Consider the following 14566-nt stretch of genomic DNA (forward strand, 5'->3'; position numbering starts at 1 on the left):
GCCGAAAAGGAGCAGCCGTGGACGCCGACGACCGGCAGCCGGGGACCCGCGACGACGCCCTGGCCCGAGTGCTCGCCTACCGTGCGCGGGGGCAGGCCAGGTCGGTGCCGATTCGAATCAGCCTCGCGGCCCTGGGCGGCGGGCTGCTGCTGGCCTCGATTCCGCTGATCGCGTTGCTCCCCGAAGTCGGAATCCCAGCGCTGCTGGTCGCTTTTTGCTTGCTCGCGGTCGAGGCGCTGTGGGCCGCGCGCGCCTACGCGTGGACCGACTGGCGCTTCACCCAAATGCAGCACTGGTTCCATCGCCAGTCCCGCGCCGTTCGCGTCGTCATTATCGCGGGATTGATCCTGCTGGCCGTGGCAATCGTCGTTGTCTTTGTTTACGAGTTCATTTAAAGCCACGCGGCCGCAACCAATCTAGAGTTATCTGAGCGCTTCCACTATTCGACGAGAGCACAACGCGGGCGCTGCATCGCGGTAAGGCGGGCTATGACGACCACAAAAAGCGAACATGTCGAACGTCGCGGCGGCCTCATGCAGCGCCTCACGATGCTCTGCGTCCGGTATGTCGAACGATTAATGCCGGACCCGTATTTGTTCGCGGTCATTTTGACGCTGATCGTGGTCGCACTTGTCGCATTGCTCGTCCGCGGCGCCACACCTTCGGGAGTGCTCAAGGCGTGGTACGGCGGCGTCTGGGGAGCGCAGAACATCTTCACCTTCGCGTTCCAGATGGTGTTGATCCTGGTCACCGGTTACACGCTCGCCGAGGCGCCCGTGGTAACGCGGGCCATCATTCGACTCGCGAGCAAACCGACGAACCAGGTTCAGGGCGCCTTGCTGTGCTTCGGCGTCAGCAGTGTCTTCTCGTTGCTGAACTGGGGGCTGGGCCTGGTGGCCGGCGCGCTGGTGGCGCGTCAGGTCGCAAAACGGCTGTCCGGCGTGCATTTCGGCTACCTGATCGCGACCGGGTTTATGGGCTACCTGGTTTGGACGCAGGGCTTGTCGTCGTCGATCGCGCTGGCCAACACCGATACGACCAGCCCGATCAACGTGATTCACAAGATGACCGGACTGATCGTGCCGTTGAGGTTCACGATCTTCCAGCCCTACAGCTGGGTCGCCGTGATCGCGATGGTCGCACTGGTCGGCGTCACGATCTGGCGGATGGAGCCCGATGAAAGTCTCGAGCCCGATCCCGCGGTATTCGAGGAAGAGCCCGTTGCGGATCCGCCGCAGGGCCGGCCGACGTTCGCCGAGCGGCTGGAAAATCTCTGGATTCTCAACGTCCTGGTATTCGCCGCAGGCATAACGTATTTCGTGCTGAGCGGTTTCGCGCTGAATATCTCGTCGATGATCATGTTATTCACCGTCACCAGTGCGCTGCTGCACGGTACGCCGATCCGGTTCATTCGCGCGTTTTCGGGCGCGGCGAAAGTGTCCGGCCCGTTGCTGCTGCAATACCCGCTCTACGGCGGAATCGCCGGTCTGCTCGGTTATCTGCCGCCGGGCTCAAGCCGAGCGCTGCAGACCGTGCTCGCCGAGGCCCTGGTACGCGGCGCGGATCAGTACACGCTCCCCTTCCTGACTTTCGTTGGCTCCGTGATCATTTCGCTGTTCGTCCCGTCCGGCGGCGGACACTGGGCGGTGCAGGGGCCGATCGCGGTCGGCTCGGCGCTGGCCATCGGCCAGCATTCGCCCGCCTACCTGGGACTGATCTCGATGTCGGTGGCGGTCGGTGAGGGCGTCGCGAACATGATTCAGCCGTTCTGGTTGCTGCCGGTGCTCGCGATCGCGAAGCTCAATGTCCGCCAGGTGATGGGCTTTACGGTGATCGCGTTCCTGATCGGTTTCGCGGTCGCCGGCGCCTCGGTCCTCATCGCGCCCCACGTGCTGTGACGTCGCCCGCCGCAATGCGCCCCTCGCCCACCGCGCGGGTGGGCGCCGCCTATCGCACGATCGCCGAGGCCGACCGGCCCGAGGTGCGGATCACGCTGCGTGACCAGGCCGACGCGCTAGCTGATGCCGCTGCCGTCGAACAAGGTCTCGCCGCCGGAGAGCATCTGCCCCTGGCGGGGCTACCGACGACCGCGGGGTGCCGCGAGTTCGCCTACCGGCCGGCTACTACCGCGGTCGCCATCGAACGACTCCGCGCCGCCGGAGCCGTCGTGCTTGGCAAGACGAACCTCGATCAATTCGGGTGCGGCCTGGCCGGTACTCGGAGTCCCTATGGCGCCGTGCGTAATTCGCGCCATCCGGACTTGGTCTCGGGCGGGTCGAGTTCGGGTTCAGCCGTCGCCGTCGCGCTGGGCATCGCCGACATCGGCATCGGAACCGATACCGCCGGATCGATTCGAGTCCCCGCCGCGCTGAACGGTCTGGTCGCCATCAAACCCACCCTCGGGATCGTTCCCACCCACGGCGTCGTCCCGGCGTGCGTGAGCTACGACGCCGTCTGCGTGCTCGCGGCCGACCTCGCCCTGGCCACCACCGCGGTCGCGGTGATGGCCGGACCCGATCCGCGCGACCCCCGCGGCCGCCCCTGGCCTGCCGACGTTCGCCTCGCGGCGCCCGACGCGCCGCGCCTGGCGATCCCGGAAGCGGCGAACCTCGCCGTACTCAGCCCCGGCTACCGCGACGCGTTCGAGCAGTCCGCGCGTCTGGCCACCGATGCCGGGTGCAGTGTCAAGCCGATCGACATCTCCGTCCTGCTGGACGCGGCCCTGCTGCTCTACGACGGCGCGATCGTCGCCGAACGTTACGCGGCGGTCGGCGAATTCCTCGAAACCGCACCGGCGAGCGCCGATCCCGTTGTGGGGTCTATTATTGCCGCCGCGCGCTCGGTAACCGGTCCCGCCTTCGCCGCCGACCTGGACGCGTTGGCGCGCGCCCGTGCCGACGCCGCTGGGCTGCTCGACGGTTTCGATGCCCTGCTGCTGCCCACCACCACCGAACATCCCAGCCTGCGTGAGGTGGGCGCCGATCCCGTCGGGATCAGCCGCCGGATGGGCACCTACACCAATTTCTGCAATCTGCTCGACATGGCCGCGGTCACCGTTCCCATCGCGCCGACACCGGCGGGCACCCCGGTCGGGGTGACGATCGTGGTACCCGCCTTCGACGACCAAATCGCCGCCGACATCGGCGCTCGATTGACCGGCGCCGCGTCCACACTGTTGGCTCAAACCGGCGTCGACCTAGCGGTATTCGGTGCCCACCGACGACGACAGCCGCTGCACGGGCAACTCGAGCGGCTTGGCGCGCGGTTTGTCGCGGAGATCTCGACTGCCGACGCCCGCCCGGGCGAATTGTTCCGGATCTTCGAGGCCGGCCTGGGCGGCTTTCTGGCGGCCGCACCCGCGCCGATGGCCCTGACCGCGATCGAACTCGACGACGGCCGCTCGGTCACCGGTGTGACCGGCTGATCTTAGCGAAAACTGTTGGTGGCGAACTACATCCACAGTTTCGCTATCGAACCCGCCAGCGCTACCGGATCTTGGTCATCGGTGTTGCAGCTGATCGCCACCGACGTCGTTCGGTCCTTACTCATCCAAAACGCCGTGACGAATCCGCCCCAATCGCCGTCGTGAGCGAGTGTTCTATTGGGCTGCAAGAAGATTCCCGCACCGTACTTGTCGCCGTCGTCGGTGGGCACCGCCCCGGCCAGTTGCGCGTCGAGCAAGGCCGCGCCGCCCAGCCGGCCGGTTCGATAATTGTCGGCCCAGTGGACGAGTTGGCTGGGTGTGGTCTGGATGGCACCGTCGCCGACCTGTTCCCAGCCGGATGTGGTGACGCGGTAGTCGTCGCCGTCGGCCTCATAGGCGACGGCCTTGCCGGGAATCGGTCCGATTGGATCCATCACCATAGCCAGGCCGAGCGGGCCGAAGATCTGGTCGGTCAGGAACCGCGGCAACGGTTCGGCCGATACCCGGCGGACGATCTCGCCGAGCAGTAAGTAGTTCGAGTTCGAGTATTCGAACTGGGAGCCGGGCGGGAACGTCAGCTTCGGCATGGCGGCCACCGCCCGCATTGCCTGCTCCTGGGTGGTGCGGTCGCTGATCGCAAACCCCTGCGCCTCGAGCAGCCCGATGTAGTCCGGGATGCCGCTGGTCTGGTGCATCAGTTGTCCCACGTTGACGGTTGCGGACCACGCCGGCAGCTCGGGTACATGCCGGGATAGTGGGTCGTCCAGCGACAGCTTGCCGGCGTCGACGAGCAACAGCAGAGCGGTCGCGGTGAATTGCTTGGACACTGACGCGATATCGAACACCGTGTCGGGGGTGAGCGGGTCTTCGGTCGCCAGGTCGGCGAGGCCGCGTACCCCCGTCCAGACGACCGTGCCCTTGACCCCCACCGCGGCCGAGCAGCCCGGCGCGCCTTCGTCGATAGCGTCGTTAAGCACCTTCTGACTGCCCGCCTTCGCGGCCTCGGTGTTCGGGGGTCCGGCGGAGGTGGTTTTCGGCGACGGCTGCTGATCGGCGCCACACGCGCTGAGCAGCAGGATCGGGAGAAGAAGCACCGAGCATTTCGCCATGCCGTCAATGATGCTGACTTCCGGCGCTTTCCGCTAAAACCAGAGCTTCGCGATCGAGTCGGCCAAGGCTTCGGGGATCTGGTCGTCGGTGTTGCAGCTGACGGCGACCGACGTCTGCCGGTCCTTGCTGACGCGAAATGCGGTGACGAAGCCGGGCGAGGCGCCGTCGTGGTCGAGCGTGCCGTCGGCCTTGAGATAGATTCCGGCGCCGTAACGCACCGGGACGCCGGGGCCGATCTCCACCGCTCCGGCCAGCTGCTCCCGCAGCAGCCGGGGCCCGCCGACGCGCCCGGTTCGATAGTTGTCGCCCCACTGCACCAGCTGGCTGGGTGACGCTTGGACCGCGCCGTCGCCGACCTGCTCCCACGCCGATGCGGTCATCCGGTATCCGTCGCTGCCCCCCGCATACGCGACGGCCTTGCGTGGCACCTCGCCGACGGGGTCCATCACCATCCCCAGGCCGAGCGGGCCGAAGATCTGCGCGCTAAGGAACTGCGGCAGCGGCTGCCCCGACACCCGATGGACAATCTTGCCGAGCAGCAGATAGTTGGAGTCGGAATAGCGGAATTCGCTGCCCGGCTTGAAGGCCAGCTGCGGCACCGCCGCGACCGCCCGCACCGCCTGCTCCTGCGTGGTCCGATCGCTGATGCCGAACCCCTGCTTCACCAGCAGCCCCTCGTATTCGGGGATGCCGCTGGTTTGGTGGATCAACTGGGTGATCGAGACGGTCGACGCCCACTTGGGAAACTCCGGCATGTGCTGGGCGAGTGGGTCGTTGAGCGTCAGCTTTCCCGCGTCGGCGAGCAACAGGATCGCGGTGGCGGTGAACTGCTTGGACACCGAGCCGATGTCGAACACGGTGTCCACGGTGATCTTTTCGCCGGCCGCCGTGTCCGCGATGCCGCGCACACCGGTCCACACGACGGTGCCCTTGGATCCCACCGCGGCCGAGCAGCCGGGCGTCGCGGCGTTGACCGCGTCATCGAGCACCCGCTGGCTCTTGTCCTTGGTGAGCGAGTTGTCCTTGGTCGTGACCACGGCAACCTCACTCGACGGGGCGGGTTTCGACACGGGGTTAGCGGTATGCCGCACACAGCCGCACAGCGATAACAGGACCGCACACAGCACCAGCGCCGCTCGCCCGGCCCCGCGCCCTTCGAAGTCCGAAGGCAGGCTCGAAACCATCTGTCCGCCAGGATCTTTCATTGCACCCGGGAAATCACCCCACGATGGTCAGTCCGGGGCGCGCGATGGCCGACCGGGTTCACACGGTGAGTATGCACGCGGCCTGGCGTCCGCGTGCCCGATTTCACCGGCCTCGTGGCCGAGTCCCTGCGGCCGGAGTGGGTCGCGGTAGGGTACGCGGCTATGTCTGGTCGCAAGTTTTCGTTCGAGATCAACCGGACCAGCAGCGCTCCCGCTGCCAGGGTGTTCGCGCTGCTGGCCGACGGCGCCGCGTGGTCGAGCTGGGCCAAGCCGATGGTTCTGCAGTCGAGCTGGGCACGCCAAGGAAATCCCGCTCCGGGCGGTGTCGGCGCGATTCGTCAGATCGGTGTGCCGCCCCTCCTGGCTCGGGAGGAGATCGTCGAGTACGAGCAGGATCGCCGGCAGGTCTACAAGTTGGTCGGGCCATCGCCGGCAAAGGATTACTTCGGCGAGGTGGTTTTGACGCCGAACGCGACGGGCGGTACCGACATTAGATGGTCCGGGTCGTTCGTCGAGAGAATTCGCGGAACCGGGCCGGCCACGCGGGCGGCGCTGGGCGGTGCGGTCAAACTGCTGGCGGATCGACTCGTCAAGGCGGCCGAGCGCTAGGGGTTGTTGGCCTGCTGTTCGGCCTGCAGCGCCTCCTGCATGCCTTGTTCGAACTGCTGCTCGGCGGCTTCGTTGTGCATGATGCGTAACCTGGTCATCCTGCAGGTATGCGCGCCGTTGCTAGCGGTGAGCTGGGAATCGGCTAGCGCCGGATTATGAGTACAGGCGCTGTCAGTCGGTGCCGGCGTTGTCGGCCCGCTCACCAACTATTAAGCTGGGCTAAGTGATTGACGTCGTCATCGCGGGTGGCGGCCCCAACGGGCTGATGCTGGCCAGCGAACTGGGACTGAACGGGATCCGGCCGGTGGTGCTGGACCCGATGCCCGGCCCGAATCCGATGCGGCGCGCGAATGGCGTTATCGGCCAAGGGGTCCGGATCCTGGACCATCGCGGTCTCTACGGCACGCTGGCGGGAACCGCGGACCCGCCGCGGCTCAACCCTCGCCCGATGTTTGCGGCCTTCCCGTTGGATCTCACGTCGATCGCCGACTCGCAGGTCTTCCTGCTGCCCGTCCAGCAGCCCAGGCTCGTTCAGGTGCTGGCCGACCGGGCCGGCGAATACGACGTCGACATTCGATGGGGCCACGGGCTCACCGGTTTCGACCAGGACGCCGACGGTGTGACGGTGCAGGTCACCGGCCCCGGCGGCAGCTATGCGCTGCGGGCCAAGTATCTGATCGGCGCCGACGGCGGCACCAGCATGACGCGCAAGCTGGCCGGTATCGAGTTTCCCGGGATGTCGTCGTACGACCTCGTCGCCCGGATGGGGTTCGACATACTCCCGCCCGCGGATTGGATCGACCCGGTCAACGGCGGGCTGGACATCCCCGGGTTCGGCCGGGTGCCGCCGTTGCAGTTTCATCGGGCCGACCAGGGCGTCTTCGCCTACGGTGCGCTCGGCGGCCGGGCGGCGATCATTGTCTTCGAGCTGGACAGGGCGGCCCGCGAGGAACCACTGGACGACGACGGCGAGCAACCGCCGATGAGCCTGGCCGAGCTGGAGGCCAGCGCCAAGCGGGTGCTGGGAGCCGACGTGCCGTTGCGGCCCGCCTCGCCCGACGCACCACTGGATCTGCGCAGGTTTTGCGGGATCAATTCCAGGATCGCGTCGCGGTATCAGGTGGGCCGGGTGATTCTGGTTGGCGACGCCGCGCACGTCCACTCCCCGATGGGCGGACCGGGGCTCAACCTGGGCCTGCAGGATGCGGTGAACCTCGGGTGGAAGCTCGCCGCGGTGCTGCGCGGGCGCGTCGAGCCCACATTGCTTTCCACCTACGAAGCCGAGCGCCGGCCCGCCGCCGAGCGGGTCATCATGCACAGCCGGGCGCAGCTGGCGCTCGTGCGGCCCGGGCCCGAGGTCAGTGCGTTGCGCCAGCTGTTCTCCGAGCTGCTCACCGATTCGGATATCGCGCGTCGTCTCAGCAACCTGATATCCGGGGCCGAAAACCGTTACGGCACCGACCCCGACGCGCATCCGCTGACCGGGCACTGGGTGCCCGACTTCGGCGTGACTGACGGCGGATGGACGCGACGCGTCGCGGAGCTGGCCCGCACCGGACGGCCCGTGCTCATCGATCTCACCGACTCCGGCTGCGTGGCCGCCGCGGTGGCCGATGCCGCGGACGAACTCACCGTCGCCGTCGGACGTCCCGATGCCGAGCTGTTGGCCACCGCGCTGCTGGTGCGTCCTGACGGTTATGTGGCGTGGGCATCCTCGGCGGCCTCACCCGACGTCGTGGAACTCCGCGAGGCGCTCGCGCGGTGGTTCGGACTGGGCGCCACTACTTGGCGTTGAGCTCGTCCTGGTACTTCTTCGTCATGTGCTCGACGGCCTGATTCTGCGACTCCGCGAGGCCTTCGCGGGCATCGCTGGCACGCGCGGCCGCATCCAGGGTCGGCTGTGCCTGGCCCTGGAAATGCGGCATCACTTCGGCGGCGAACAATTCGGCGGACCGTTTGGTGGCCGCCGGATTGGCCCACTCGTGGCCCATCTGCAGCATGCAGCCGAAGCCGCCGGACTGATCCCACATCCGCTGGATCTGGGCCCGCGCGCGCTCCGGGGTACCGATCACGCCGGCGCCGTTGTCGTTGATGACGTCGATCATTTCGTCGATCTGTTCGCCCGGCATCGTCATCTGCGGGAACGCGGCCACCTTCTGGAAGTACCGGAACCAGTGCTCGAGGCCGAACTTCACGTCCTCGCGCGCCTGTTTGTCGGTTTCGGCGACGTGGAACGGCCCGACCAGGCTCCAGTTCTTACGGTCGACCGTGGTGCCGAATGCCGCCGCGCGTTCTTCGACGATGTCCCAGTGATATTGCAGCGCGTTGAAGCCCTCGACCGTCAGGGTCGCCCCAATGGAGAGCAGGCCGATGCCGTGCTTGCCGGCCAGCCGCGCGCCCGTCGGCGAGGCGACCGCGGCGACCGCCAGCGGGACTCCGCCGTCGGAGTACGGGGCCAGCTGCAGCTTGGCGTTGTGCAGCTCGTGCGTCGGGGTCTTGGCGCTGACGGTCTCCCCCGCCAGCAGTCGGACCACGATGTCGAGGTTGGTTTCCAGCAGTTCGCGGCAGTCGGCGGGGTTGAGCCCGATCATCGCCGAGTCGGTCGGCAGCGAGCCGGGTCCCACTCCGCCGATCACGCGGCCGCGGGTGAGGTGGTCCAGCATCATCAGCCGGTCGGCCACCCAGAGCGGGTTGTGATAGGCCAGCGAGATGACTCCGGTGCAGAGCTTGATCCGCTTGGTCCGCTCCGCGGTGGCGCCGATGAAGATTTCCGGCGATGCGATGAGTTCGGTGCCGGCCGAGTGATGTTCGCCGATCCATGCTTCGTCGAAGCCCAGGGCGTCGAGATGCTGGACGAACTCGAGGTCGCGCTGCAATGCCAGCGTGGGGTTGGTGCCCGCGCGGTGAAATGGCGCGATGAAATATCCAAACCTGAGCTTCGCCATTGAAGGTCTCCTTGCAGTCGCGTTGCGGAGAACCATAACTCAGCCTCGCGAGCCTCAGGGCAGCTCAGCGGCGCCGACGTCGGGGATTGTCTAAACCCCGCCGTAATGCGAGGGCGCGATCAGTTGCCGCCGCAGATGTTGCCGACGCAGCCACCGCCGCCACCGGGTCCACCGCCACCGACGCCGGGGATGCCACCGCTACCGCCGCCAGGCCCGCCACCACCGGTCGGGCCGCCGGTTTCCGGGGCCGTCGATGGCGCGACGCCGGATGTCGTGCTGGTTGTCGTGGTCGTCGTTGTGGTGCTGCTAGGTGCCTTGTTGCCGCCTCCGCCACAACCAACCGTCAAGACGAGCATGGCCGCTCCTCCGAAAACCGCGACCGCCGTCCGAGCTTGCGTCCTCATCAGACTTCCCTCCGCCACTTTGCGAACTCGTGGTTCGTACCCGCCTGTGTCTGTCGCAAACCGGGCGAATTGGGGCGGCCACCGATGGCGTGGATGCGGAGTTGCCGCCTAACCGCAGTTGAGGCCTGAGATGCAGGCGGTGAGGACGGCCTTGTGCACGGTGCCGGGAGCCTCTGCGTTCGGGGCGGCCGATGCGACGCTCGCCGAAGCGTGGGTCGGCGGGGCGGGCGCGGGCGCGACTTCGCTGGGGCTGATGCCGCCGAGTCCGACGATGAAAGCGACTGCACCAGCCGCGCCGAAGGTCGTGATCGTCATCTTGGTCTGAGACTTCATCGGAGTTCCGCCGTTCTGATAGAGCTTGCTGCACATCCGTTCAATAGATACTGTACACCTATGCAACTATTGCAGATAGGGAAAGTAGCCGATGTGATGGTTTTCATGTTTCGGCCGGGAACGGCCTTATAGTGCGCCACCTGGCACGGGTAGGGCGCTCAAGAGCAGACCGCGGCGGGGTTGAGCCGCGATCTCACGAAAGTTAAAGCCGGCCAATCAGTTTCGCGATTGGATTAGGAAACTAGTCTTCCTTGGTGATCAGCTTGCGCAGCGCCACCCGATCGGACTTGAGCAGCTCGGCGATACGCGGCTTGTTCACCTCCGCGACGATGATCTCGCCGACCTCCGGGTAGACCTCGCTGAAGATCCCGTGGGACTTCATTTTCTCGGTTTGATAGAGGTTGTCCTCGGTCGGCGTGACGTAGTAGACCGCGTCGGCCTTGAACCGGTTGACGAGCCACAGGTGAATCAGGGTCATCAGGCGCTTCTGCCGAAGCTTCTCGCCGAAGGTGTTCTGGTCGCGCACCTGCAGGATGCTGCGGCCATGCCGGTCCTTGATCGGATCGACGACGACGTTGGCCAATTGCTCGTCGTCGTTGCCGTAGATCCCGAGCTCGAGCACGTCCGAGCCGGCGCGGCGCGGCCGCAACGTCACCCGGAGTTTCTCGCCCAGCTGGTAATGCTCGCTCCACAGCGCCAGCCACTCCTCCAGCAGCTTCTTCGGCACCTCGGTCTGCACCAGGTGCTGATGCTGCGTCGAGCCCTTGCCCATCGCCTTCGTGGTCCCGGTGCGGCCCGACGAGGCGGCCAACGCGGCGTCGCTGCGCGGTCCGCCGACCAGCGTCTGCGGTGTCCGGTACGGCGACTCGACCAGGCGCATCTTGCGTTGTAGCCGGGCCAGCGCCAGCATGCCGTCCTGCCGCAGGTTGGTGGCGAACTCCTCGGCGGCGACGCCATCGATCTGGTGCCCGCCGTAGGTGATGAAGTTGAAGACGAAGCCCATCTTGCCGAGCTCGACGGGGAACTGCTTCATCTCCTCATCGCTCATCCCGGTGGTGTCCCAGTTGAACGACGGCGACAGGTTGTAGGCCAGCATCTGGTCCGGGAACTCGGCGTGGATCGCATCCGCGAACTGCTTGGCGTCGGCGAGATCCGCGGTCTTCGTCTCCATCCACAAGATGTCGGCGAACGGCGCCGCCGCCAACGACTTGGCGATTGCGTAGGGAATGCCGCCCCGCACCTGGTAATAGCCCTCGGGCGTCCGTGCCAGCTCCGGGCTCCAGTCCGGTGCGGCACCCAACTCCCGGGCCTTTTCGCGGGCCGCGTAGTGCGACGTCCGTGCGGCGAACTTACGCCAGTCGTCGGGGCTCATGGATGACAGCTCGTCGTTTTCGCTTTCGCCGAATGCCAGCACTTCCGCCACGGCGTCGCTGTAGGTCATCAGCCCGGCGTCGTCCTCCCAGGCGGCCACGAACCGCGACTCGACTTGGTCGAACATGTCGTCGATCGAGTCTTGTCCGTTCTCCCGCCACTGGTTGACTGCATCGGAGACCAGGCCCAGGATTCCCTGCCGCTCGAGCCACGCGTTGGCGATGCCGTACTCGCCGTCGGCGAGGGCGTACAACAGATGACCGTTGAGCTCCTTGACGCCCAGCTCGTAGAAGCGGCGCATCAGCGCGAGGAAACAGGCCTTGTAGGACGGAATGTCCAAATTGGTGGCCCCGAGCAGGAATGCCTGGTCGCGCTCGTCGGAGTTGCTGTCGATCAGGTTCGCCGCCTCGGCGTCGGTGCGCGCCACGATGATGCCTGGCACCCGCATCACGTCGAGCTGGAAGCGGGCGGCGTTCAGGCGCTTGATCTGCTCGTCGGACGGCACCAGAACCTTACCGCCCTGATGACCGCATTTCTTGGTACCCGGGCGCTGGTCTTCGATGTGGTAGCCGGGCACTCCGGCTTCGACGAAACGGCGGACCAGGTTGCGCACGTGCGGATCGCCGCCGTGGCCGGTGTCGGCGTCGGCGATGATGAATGGCCGGTAGTCGTACTCCTTGGCCGCGGCGCGTTGCTGCTCGCTCATGTGCAGCCGCTGGTACTGCTGGTTGCGGTCCGCGGTCAGCAGCGCGCGCACCAGCACCGCGGCATCCTCGGGCACCTGGCTCAGCGGGTAGCTCGCTAGGTCGGGTCCCGGGTCTTCGGTGGTGGACCCCTTGGCGGAGGTCGCCCAGCCGCCGAGGTAGATGCCCTCGATGCCCATCCGCTTCATGCTCACGGCCTGGCCGGGCGAGTACGGGCCGAAAGTCGTGATGCTCTTCTTCTGAGCGAAAAGCTCACGTAGCCGGGGATAGAAGGCCGTCGCCGCTTCCCGGGCCACGGTGTAGTCGGTCGGTATCGTGCCGCGTTGCTCTACTACTTGGCGGGCGGAATAGAGGCGAATTTTCCCGGCAAAGCGTTGATCGTCGAAGTATCGCTGCGTGGCGGCTATTTGTTGATCAAAGTCTTCGTCGAACGGTGCGGGGACCTCGGTGTCCGCGTCGATGATGGCCATGGCTTTACGTTCCCCTTCCAGCACGATTCCGCTGCACGTGAGTCTATCCCCGGACCCGATATTTCAATCATGAGTATTTGACCGATTGCCGAACCGAGCCAAAGCTGTTGCCACAAGGCGTACTCCGGATGCCCCGGGCGACCCCGACGCCTGCTTGGGCGCGGCTAAGAGATTGCGGTGTAATGCTTTTCGGCAGGGCTCGGGTACCCGCGGCTCGCTCGGAACCTCCGGCAGCAAACTGCGTGGACGGCTGGGTAAAGTGAAACTTGGCCGGGCCAGCAAACTGCGAGTAGTCTCGGGGCGGTGCGGACGGAATTGCGCTACGAGCGTTGGTATGTGCTGTTATCCACGCCGCTGGGACTGGGGCCCAGCACCAGCGAGGTGAGTGTCGAAGACGGGACTCTCCACGTGAAAATGGGCTGGGCATTCGATGCGCGTATCCCGGTCGCGTCGATCGTTCGTGCCGAAGCGTCCGATGAGCGCACGTTCACCGCGGGCGTGCACTATTCGAAAGGCCGCTGGCTGGTCAACGGTTCGGGCAAGGGACTGGTGGCGTTGACAATCGAGCCGCCGGTACAGGCGAAAGTCCCGCTGAGGACGGCGGCGCTGCGCTCGCTGGTACTCAGCGTGACCGATCCCGGCGCCCTGATCGCCGCGTGCACGGTCGCGAAGGCCTAGCCCGAACGTTTGAGCAACCACGCCCGTTGGCGGCGGATGAACTCCGCGTCGACGACCTTCCCGTGACCCGGGACGTAGATCGCTTCTCGCCCACCGATCGCCCGCAGCCGATCGAGCGTTGCCGGCCAGGCCGTCACATCGGAGTCGGCGTCGATGGACGGGTCGGCGGACTCTTCGATGAGGTCACCGGTGAACACCACGACGCGGTGATCGTGCTCGTCGAGCCCGGGGACCACCAGGATCAGGTCCGATGTGGTGTGGCCGCGACCCGGGTGAATGACGCGCACGTCGCGGTCACCGAGGTCGATGACGGCGTCGTAGCGGCCGCGCTGCGGCGGGCGCAAAGCCGCGATCGCCCGGTCGATCTCGGTCGCGTCGGCACCATGACTCAACGCGTCGGCGCGAATCTCGTCGTGGGCCGACGACAGGTAGTCGACCACCTCGGCCGAGCAATAGATCTCGGCGTCGGTGAAGAACGAGGAACCCAGCACATGGTCGAAATGCTTGTGCGTCAACACGACATGGGTGACGGGGCCCCCGGTGAGTTGTCGGACGTCCGCGTCGATCGCGGCCGCCTCGGTCAGCGTGGTGCCGCTATCGACGATGAGCGCACCGGCACGCCCGCGCACCAGGCCGACGGTGACGTCGCAGAACGGAAGCCGACAGCGATACACGGTGGGGGTGAGTCGTTCCCAGGCGAATCGCATAGAAAGCAACGTAGCGTGGGTTCGCATGAAGTCGCTTGACGTGTCGGGAATCTCCGACATACAGTGCCCGGCGTGGCGACCTCGGATCGCGTCTTTCTCGCTCTGGCGAATCCGGTCCGACGCGAGCTGTTGGAGATTCTGACGCGCCAGCAACTTTCCGCGGGCGAGCTCAGCGATCGGTTTGCACTCAGTCGCCCCGCGGTCGCCGAGCATCTCAAGGTGCTTCGTGACGCCGGACTGGTGGCCGACGACCCGCACGGCCGGCGCCGAATCTACCGCCTCACCGCTGAGCCACTCGCCGAACTCGGCGAGTGGCTGCACCCCTTCGAGAAGTTCTGGCGCGCGCGGCTGGCCGCGCCGGCGGACGCAGCAGAGGAGCTGGAATGAACCAAACCGACCTGATGCGGCTCTGGTGGGCCGAGGGACAGGTGGCCTGGACGCGCACCGGGTGCCTGGGACCGGTGGGCGCCGGAATCCGAGTGCTCTTGGAAAACAGTGGTTTTGATCTGAACTACAGCAGGCTGGTGGCGGCCTTCGACCCGATGGGACCCGGGTGGCGCGACGTCGTCCTCCCCCGCATCGCCGAGCCCGCCGCGCGGGCGTAGC

General features: G+C 66.5%; 15 protein-coding genes. 8 read left to right on the forward strand and 7 right to left on the reverse strand.

All coding sequences use genetic code 11. From position 1 onward, the window contains the following. Positions 1-17: 17 nt before the first annotated feature. The 3 genes from G6N54_RS03050 to G6N54_RS03060 all read left to right on the forward strand — a co-directional run bounded on the left by G6N54_RS03050 (position 18) and on the right by G6N54_RS03060 (position 3424). Entirely contained in the window at positions 18-395 is a 378-nt protein-coding gene (locus G6N54_RS03050) for a hypothetical protein (protein ID WP_163788521.1), read from the forward strand. 93 nt (positions 396-488) lie between these two features. Beyond that, positions 489-1898 carry a TIGR00366 family protein gene (locus G6N54_RS03055; protein ID WP_163788522.1) on the forward strand — a complete coding sequence of 470 codons (1410 nt, stop codon included), beginning with the start codon at positions 489-491 and terminating at the stop codon, positions 1896-1898. 14 nt (positions 1899-1912) lie between these two features. Then, a complete protein-coding gene (locus G6N54_RS03060) occupies positions 1913-3424 on the forward strand; it encodes an allophanate hydrolase (RefSeq protein WP_163788523.1) in 1512 nt (503 codons plus the stop codon). 26 nt (positions 3425-3450) lie between these two features. On the opposite strand, the gene G6N54_RS03065 is transcribed toward G6N54_RS03060, so the two are convergent. Beyond that, complete coding sequence (locus G6N54_RS03065; RefSeq protein ID WP_372513248.1) at positions 3451-4542, reverse strand: serine hydrolase domain-containing protein; 1092 nt, start codon at positions 4540-4542, stop codon at positions 3451-3453. Between the two features lie 24 nt (positions 4543-4566). Continuing rightward, positions 4567-5718: a serine hydrolase domain-containing protein gene (locus G6N54_RS03070; protein WP_163788525.1), complete on the reverse strand. Its 1152-nt coding sequence runs from the start codon at positions 5716-5718 to the stop codon at positions 4567-4569. 183 nt (positions 5719-5901) lie between these two features. Between G6N54_RS03070 and G6N54_RS03075 the strand changes: the two genes are divergently transcribed. Both G6N54_RS03075 and G6N54_RS03080 read left to right on the forward strand, forming a co-directional pair. Next, positions 5902-6348, forward strand: coding sequence for an SRPBCC family protein (locus G6N54_RS03075; protein WP_163788526.1), 447 nt, complete (start codon positions 5902-5904; stop codon positions 6346-6348). Positions 6349-6571: 223 nt separating this feature from the next. Then, positions 6572-8143, forward strand: a complete 1572-nt coding sequence (locus tag G6N54_RS03080; RefSeq protein ID WP_163788527.1) for an FAD-dependent monooxygenase — start codon at positions 6572-6574, stop codon at positions 8141-8143. Here G6N54_RS03080 and G6N54_RS03085 read toward each other — a convergent pair. The 4 genes from G6N54_RS03085 to aceA form a co-directional block, all read right to left on the reverse strand. After that, positions 8130-9293, reverse strand: coding sequence for an LLM class flavin-dependent oxidoreductase (locus tag G6N54_RS03085; protein ID WP_163788528.1), 1164 nt, complete (start codon positions 9291-9293; stop codon positions 8130-8132). The two genes, G6N54_RS03080 and G6N54_RS03085, sit on opposite strands and share 14 nt — an antisense overlap. A gap of 119 nt (positions 9294-9412) precedes the next feature. Beyond that, entirely contained in the window at positions 9413-9649 is a 237-nt protein-coding gene (locus G6N54_RS03090) for a hypothetical protein (RefSeq protein WP_170313027.1), read from the reverse strand. 156 nt (positions 9650-9805) lie between these two features. Further along, positions 9806-10030, reverse strand: coding sequence for a hypothetical protein (locus G6N54_RS03095; RefSeq protein ID WP_163788530.1), 225 nt, complete (start codon positions 10028-10030; stop codon positions 9806-9808). Positions 10031-10271: 241 nt separating this feature from the next. After that, positions 10272-12575: an isocitrate lyase ICL2 gene (gene aceA, locus G6N54_RS03100; RefSeq protein WP_163788531.1), complete on the reverse strand. Its 2304-nt coding sequence runs from the start codon at positions 12573-12575 to the stop codon at positions 10272-10274. A 303-nt stretch (positions 12576-12878) separates the two neighbouring features. Here aceA and G6N54_RS03105 point away from each other — a divergent pair, with 303 nt between their 5' ends. Continuing rightward, the gene (locus G6N54_RS03105; protein WP_163788532.1) at positions 12879-13253 is read left to right on the forward strand and encodes a hypothetical protein; all 375 of its coding nucleotides are present in this window, start codon (positions 12879-12881) and stop codon (positions 13251-13253) included. On the opposite strand, the gene G6N54_RS03110 is transcribed toward G6N54_RS03105, so the two are convergent. Next, positions 13250-13960 (reverse strand): MBL fold metallo-hydrolase, encoded by a 711-nt coding sequence (locus G6N54_RS03110; RefSeq protein ID WP_163788533.1) that lies wholly within the window; start codon positions 13958-13960, stop codon positions 13250-13252. The genes G6N54_RS03105 and G6N54_RS03110 overlap by 4 nt on opposite strands. Before the next feature lie 72 nt (positions 13961-14032). On the opposite strand from G6N54_RS03110, the gene G6N54_RS03115 reads away from it, so the two are divergent. Together G6N54_RS03115 and G6N54_RS03120 are read left to right on the forward strand one after the other, a co-directional pair. Beyond that, complete coding sequence (locus tag G6N54_RS03115) at positions 14033-14347, forward strand: ArsR/SmtB family transcription factor (RefSeq protein WP_163788534.1); 315 nt, start codon at positions 14033-14035, stop codon at positions 14345-14347. Beyond that, positions 14344-14565, forward strand: coding sequence for a hypothetical protein (locus G6N54_RS03120; protein ID WP_163788535.1), 222 nt, complete (start codon positions 14344-14346; stop codon positions 14563-14565). The genes G6N54_RS03115 and G6N54_RS03120 overlap by 4 nt, the downstream gene beginning before the upstream one ends. Position 14566 lies beyond the last annotated feature (1 nt).

The organism is Mycobacterium stomatepiae (assembly GCF_010731715.1).
In the GTDB taxonomy this organism is placed as follows: domain Bacteria; phylum Actinomycetota; class Actinomycetes; order Mycobacteriales; family Mycobacteriaceae; genus Mycobacterium; species Mycobacterium stomatepiae.

What these genes read in the sequence shown, in the direction of transcription:
- G6N54_RS03060 (WP_163788523.1), top strand. Translation starts at nt 1,913, where the DNA reads ATGCGCCCCTCGCCCACCGCGCGGGTGGGCGCCGCCTATCGCACGATC.
- G6N54_RS03095 (WP_163788530.1), bottom strand. Translation starts at nt 10,030, where the DNA reads ATGAAGTCTCAGACCAAGATGACGATCACGACCTTCGGCGCGGCTGGT.
- G6N54_RS03085 (WP_163788528.1), bottom strand. Translation starts at nt 9,293, where the DNA reads ATGGCGAAGCTCAGGTTTGGATATTTCATCGCGCCATTTCACCGCGCG.
- G6N54_RS03090 (WP_170313027.1), bottom strand. Translation starts at nt 9,649, where the DNA reads ATGCTCGTCTTGACGGTTGGTTGTGGCGGAGGCGGCAACAAGGCACCT.
- G6N54_RS03110 (WP_163788533.1), bottom strand. Translation starts at nt 13,960, where the DNA reads ATGCGATTCGCCTGGGAACGACTCACCCCCACCGTGTATCGCTGTCGG.
- aceA (WP_163788531.1), bottom strand. Translation starts at nt 12,575, where the DNA reads ATGGCCATCATCGACGCGGACACCGAGGTCCCCGCACCGTTCGACGAA.
- G6N54_RS03055 (WP_163788522.1), top strand. Translation starts at nt 489, where the DNA reads ATGACGACCACAAAAAGCGAACATGTCGAACGTCGCGGCGGCCTCATG.
- G6N54_RS03120 (WP_163788535.1), top strand. Translation starts at nt 14,344, where the DNA reads ATGAACCAAACCGACCTGATGCGGCTCTGGTGGGCCGAGGGACAGGTG.
- G6N54_RS03070 (WP_163788525.1), bottom strand. Translation starts at nt 5,718, where the DNA reads ATGGTTTCGAGCCTGCCTTCGGACTTCGAAGGGCGCGGGGCCGGGCGA.
- G6N54_RS03075 (WP_163788526.1), top strand. Translation starts at nt 5,902, where the DNA reads ATGTCTGGTCGCAAGTTTTCGTTCGAGATCAACCGGACCAGCAGCGCT.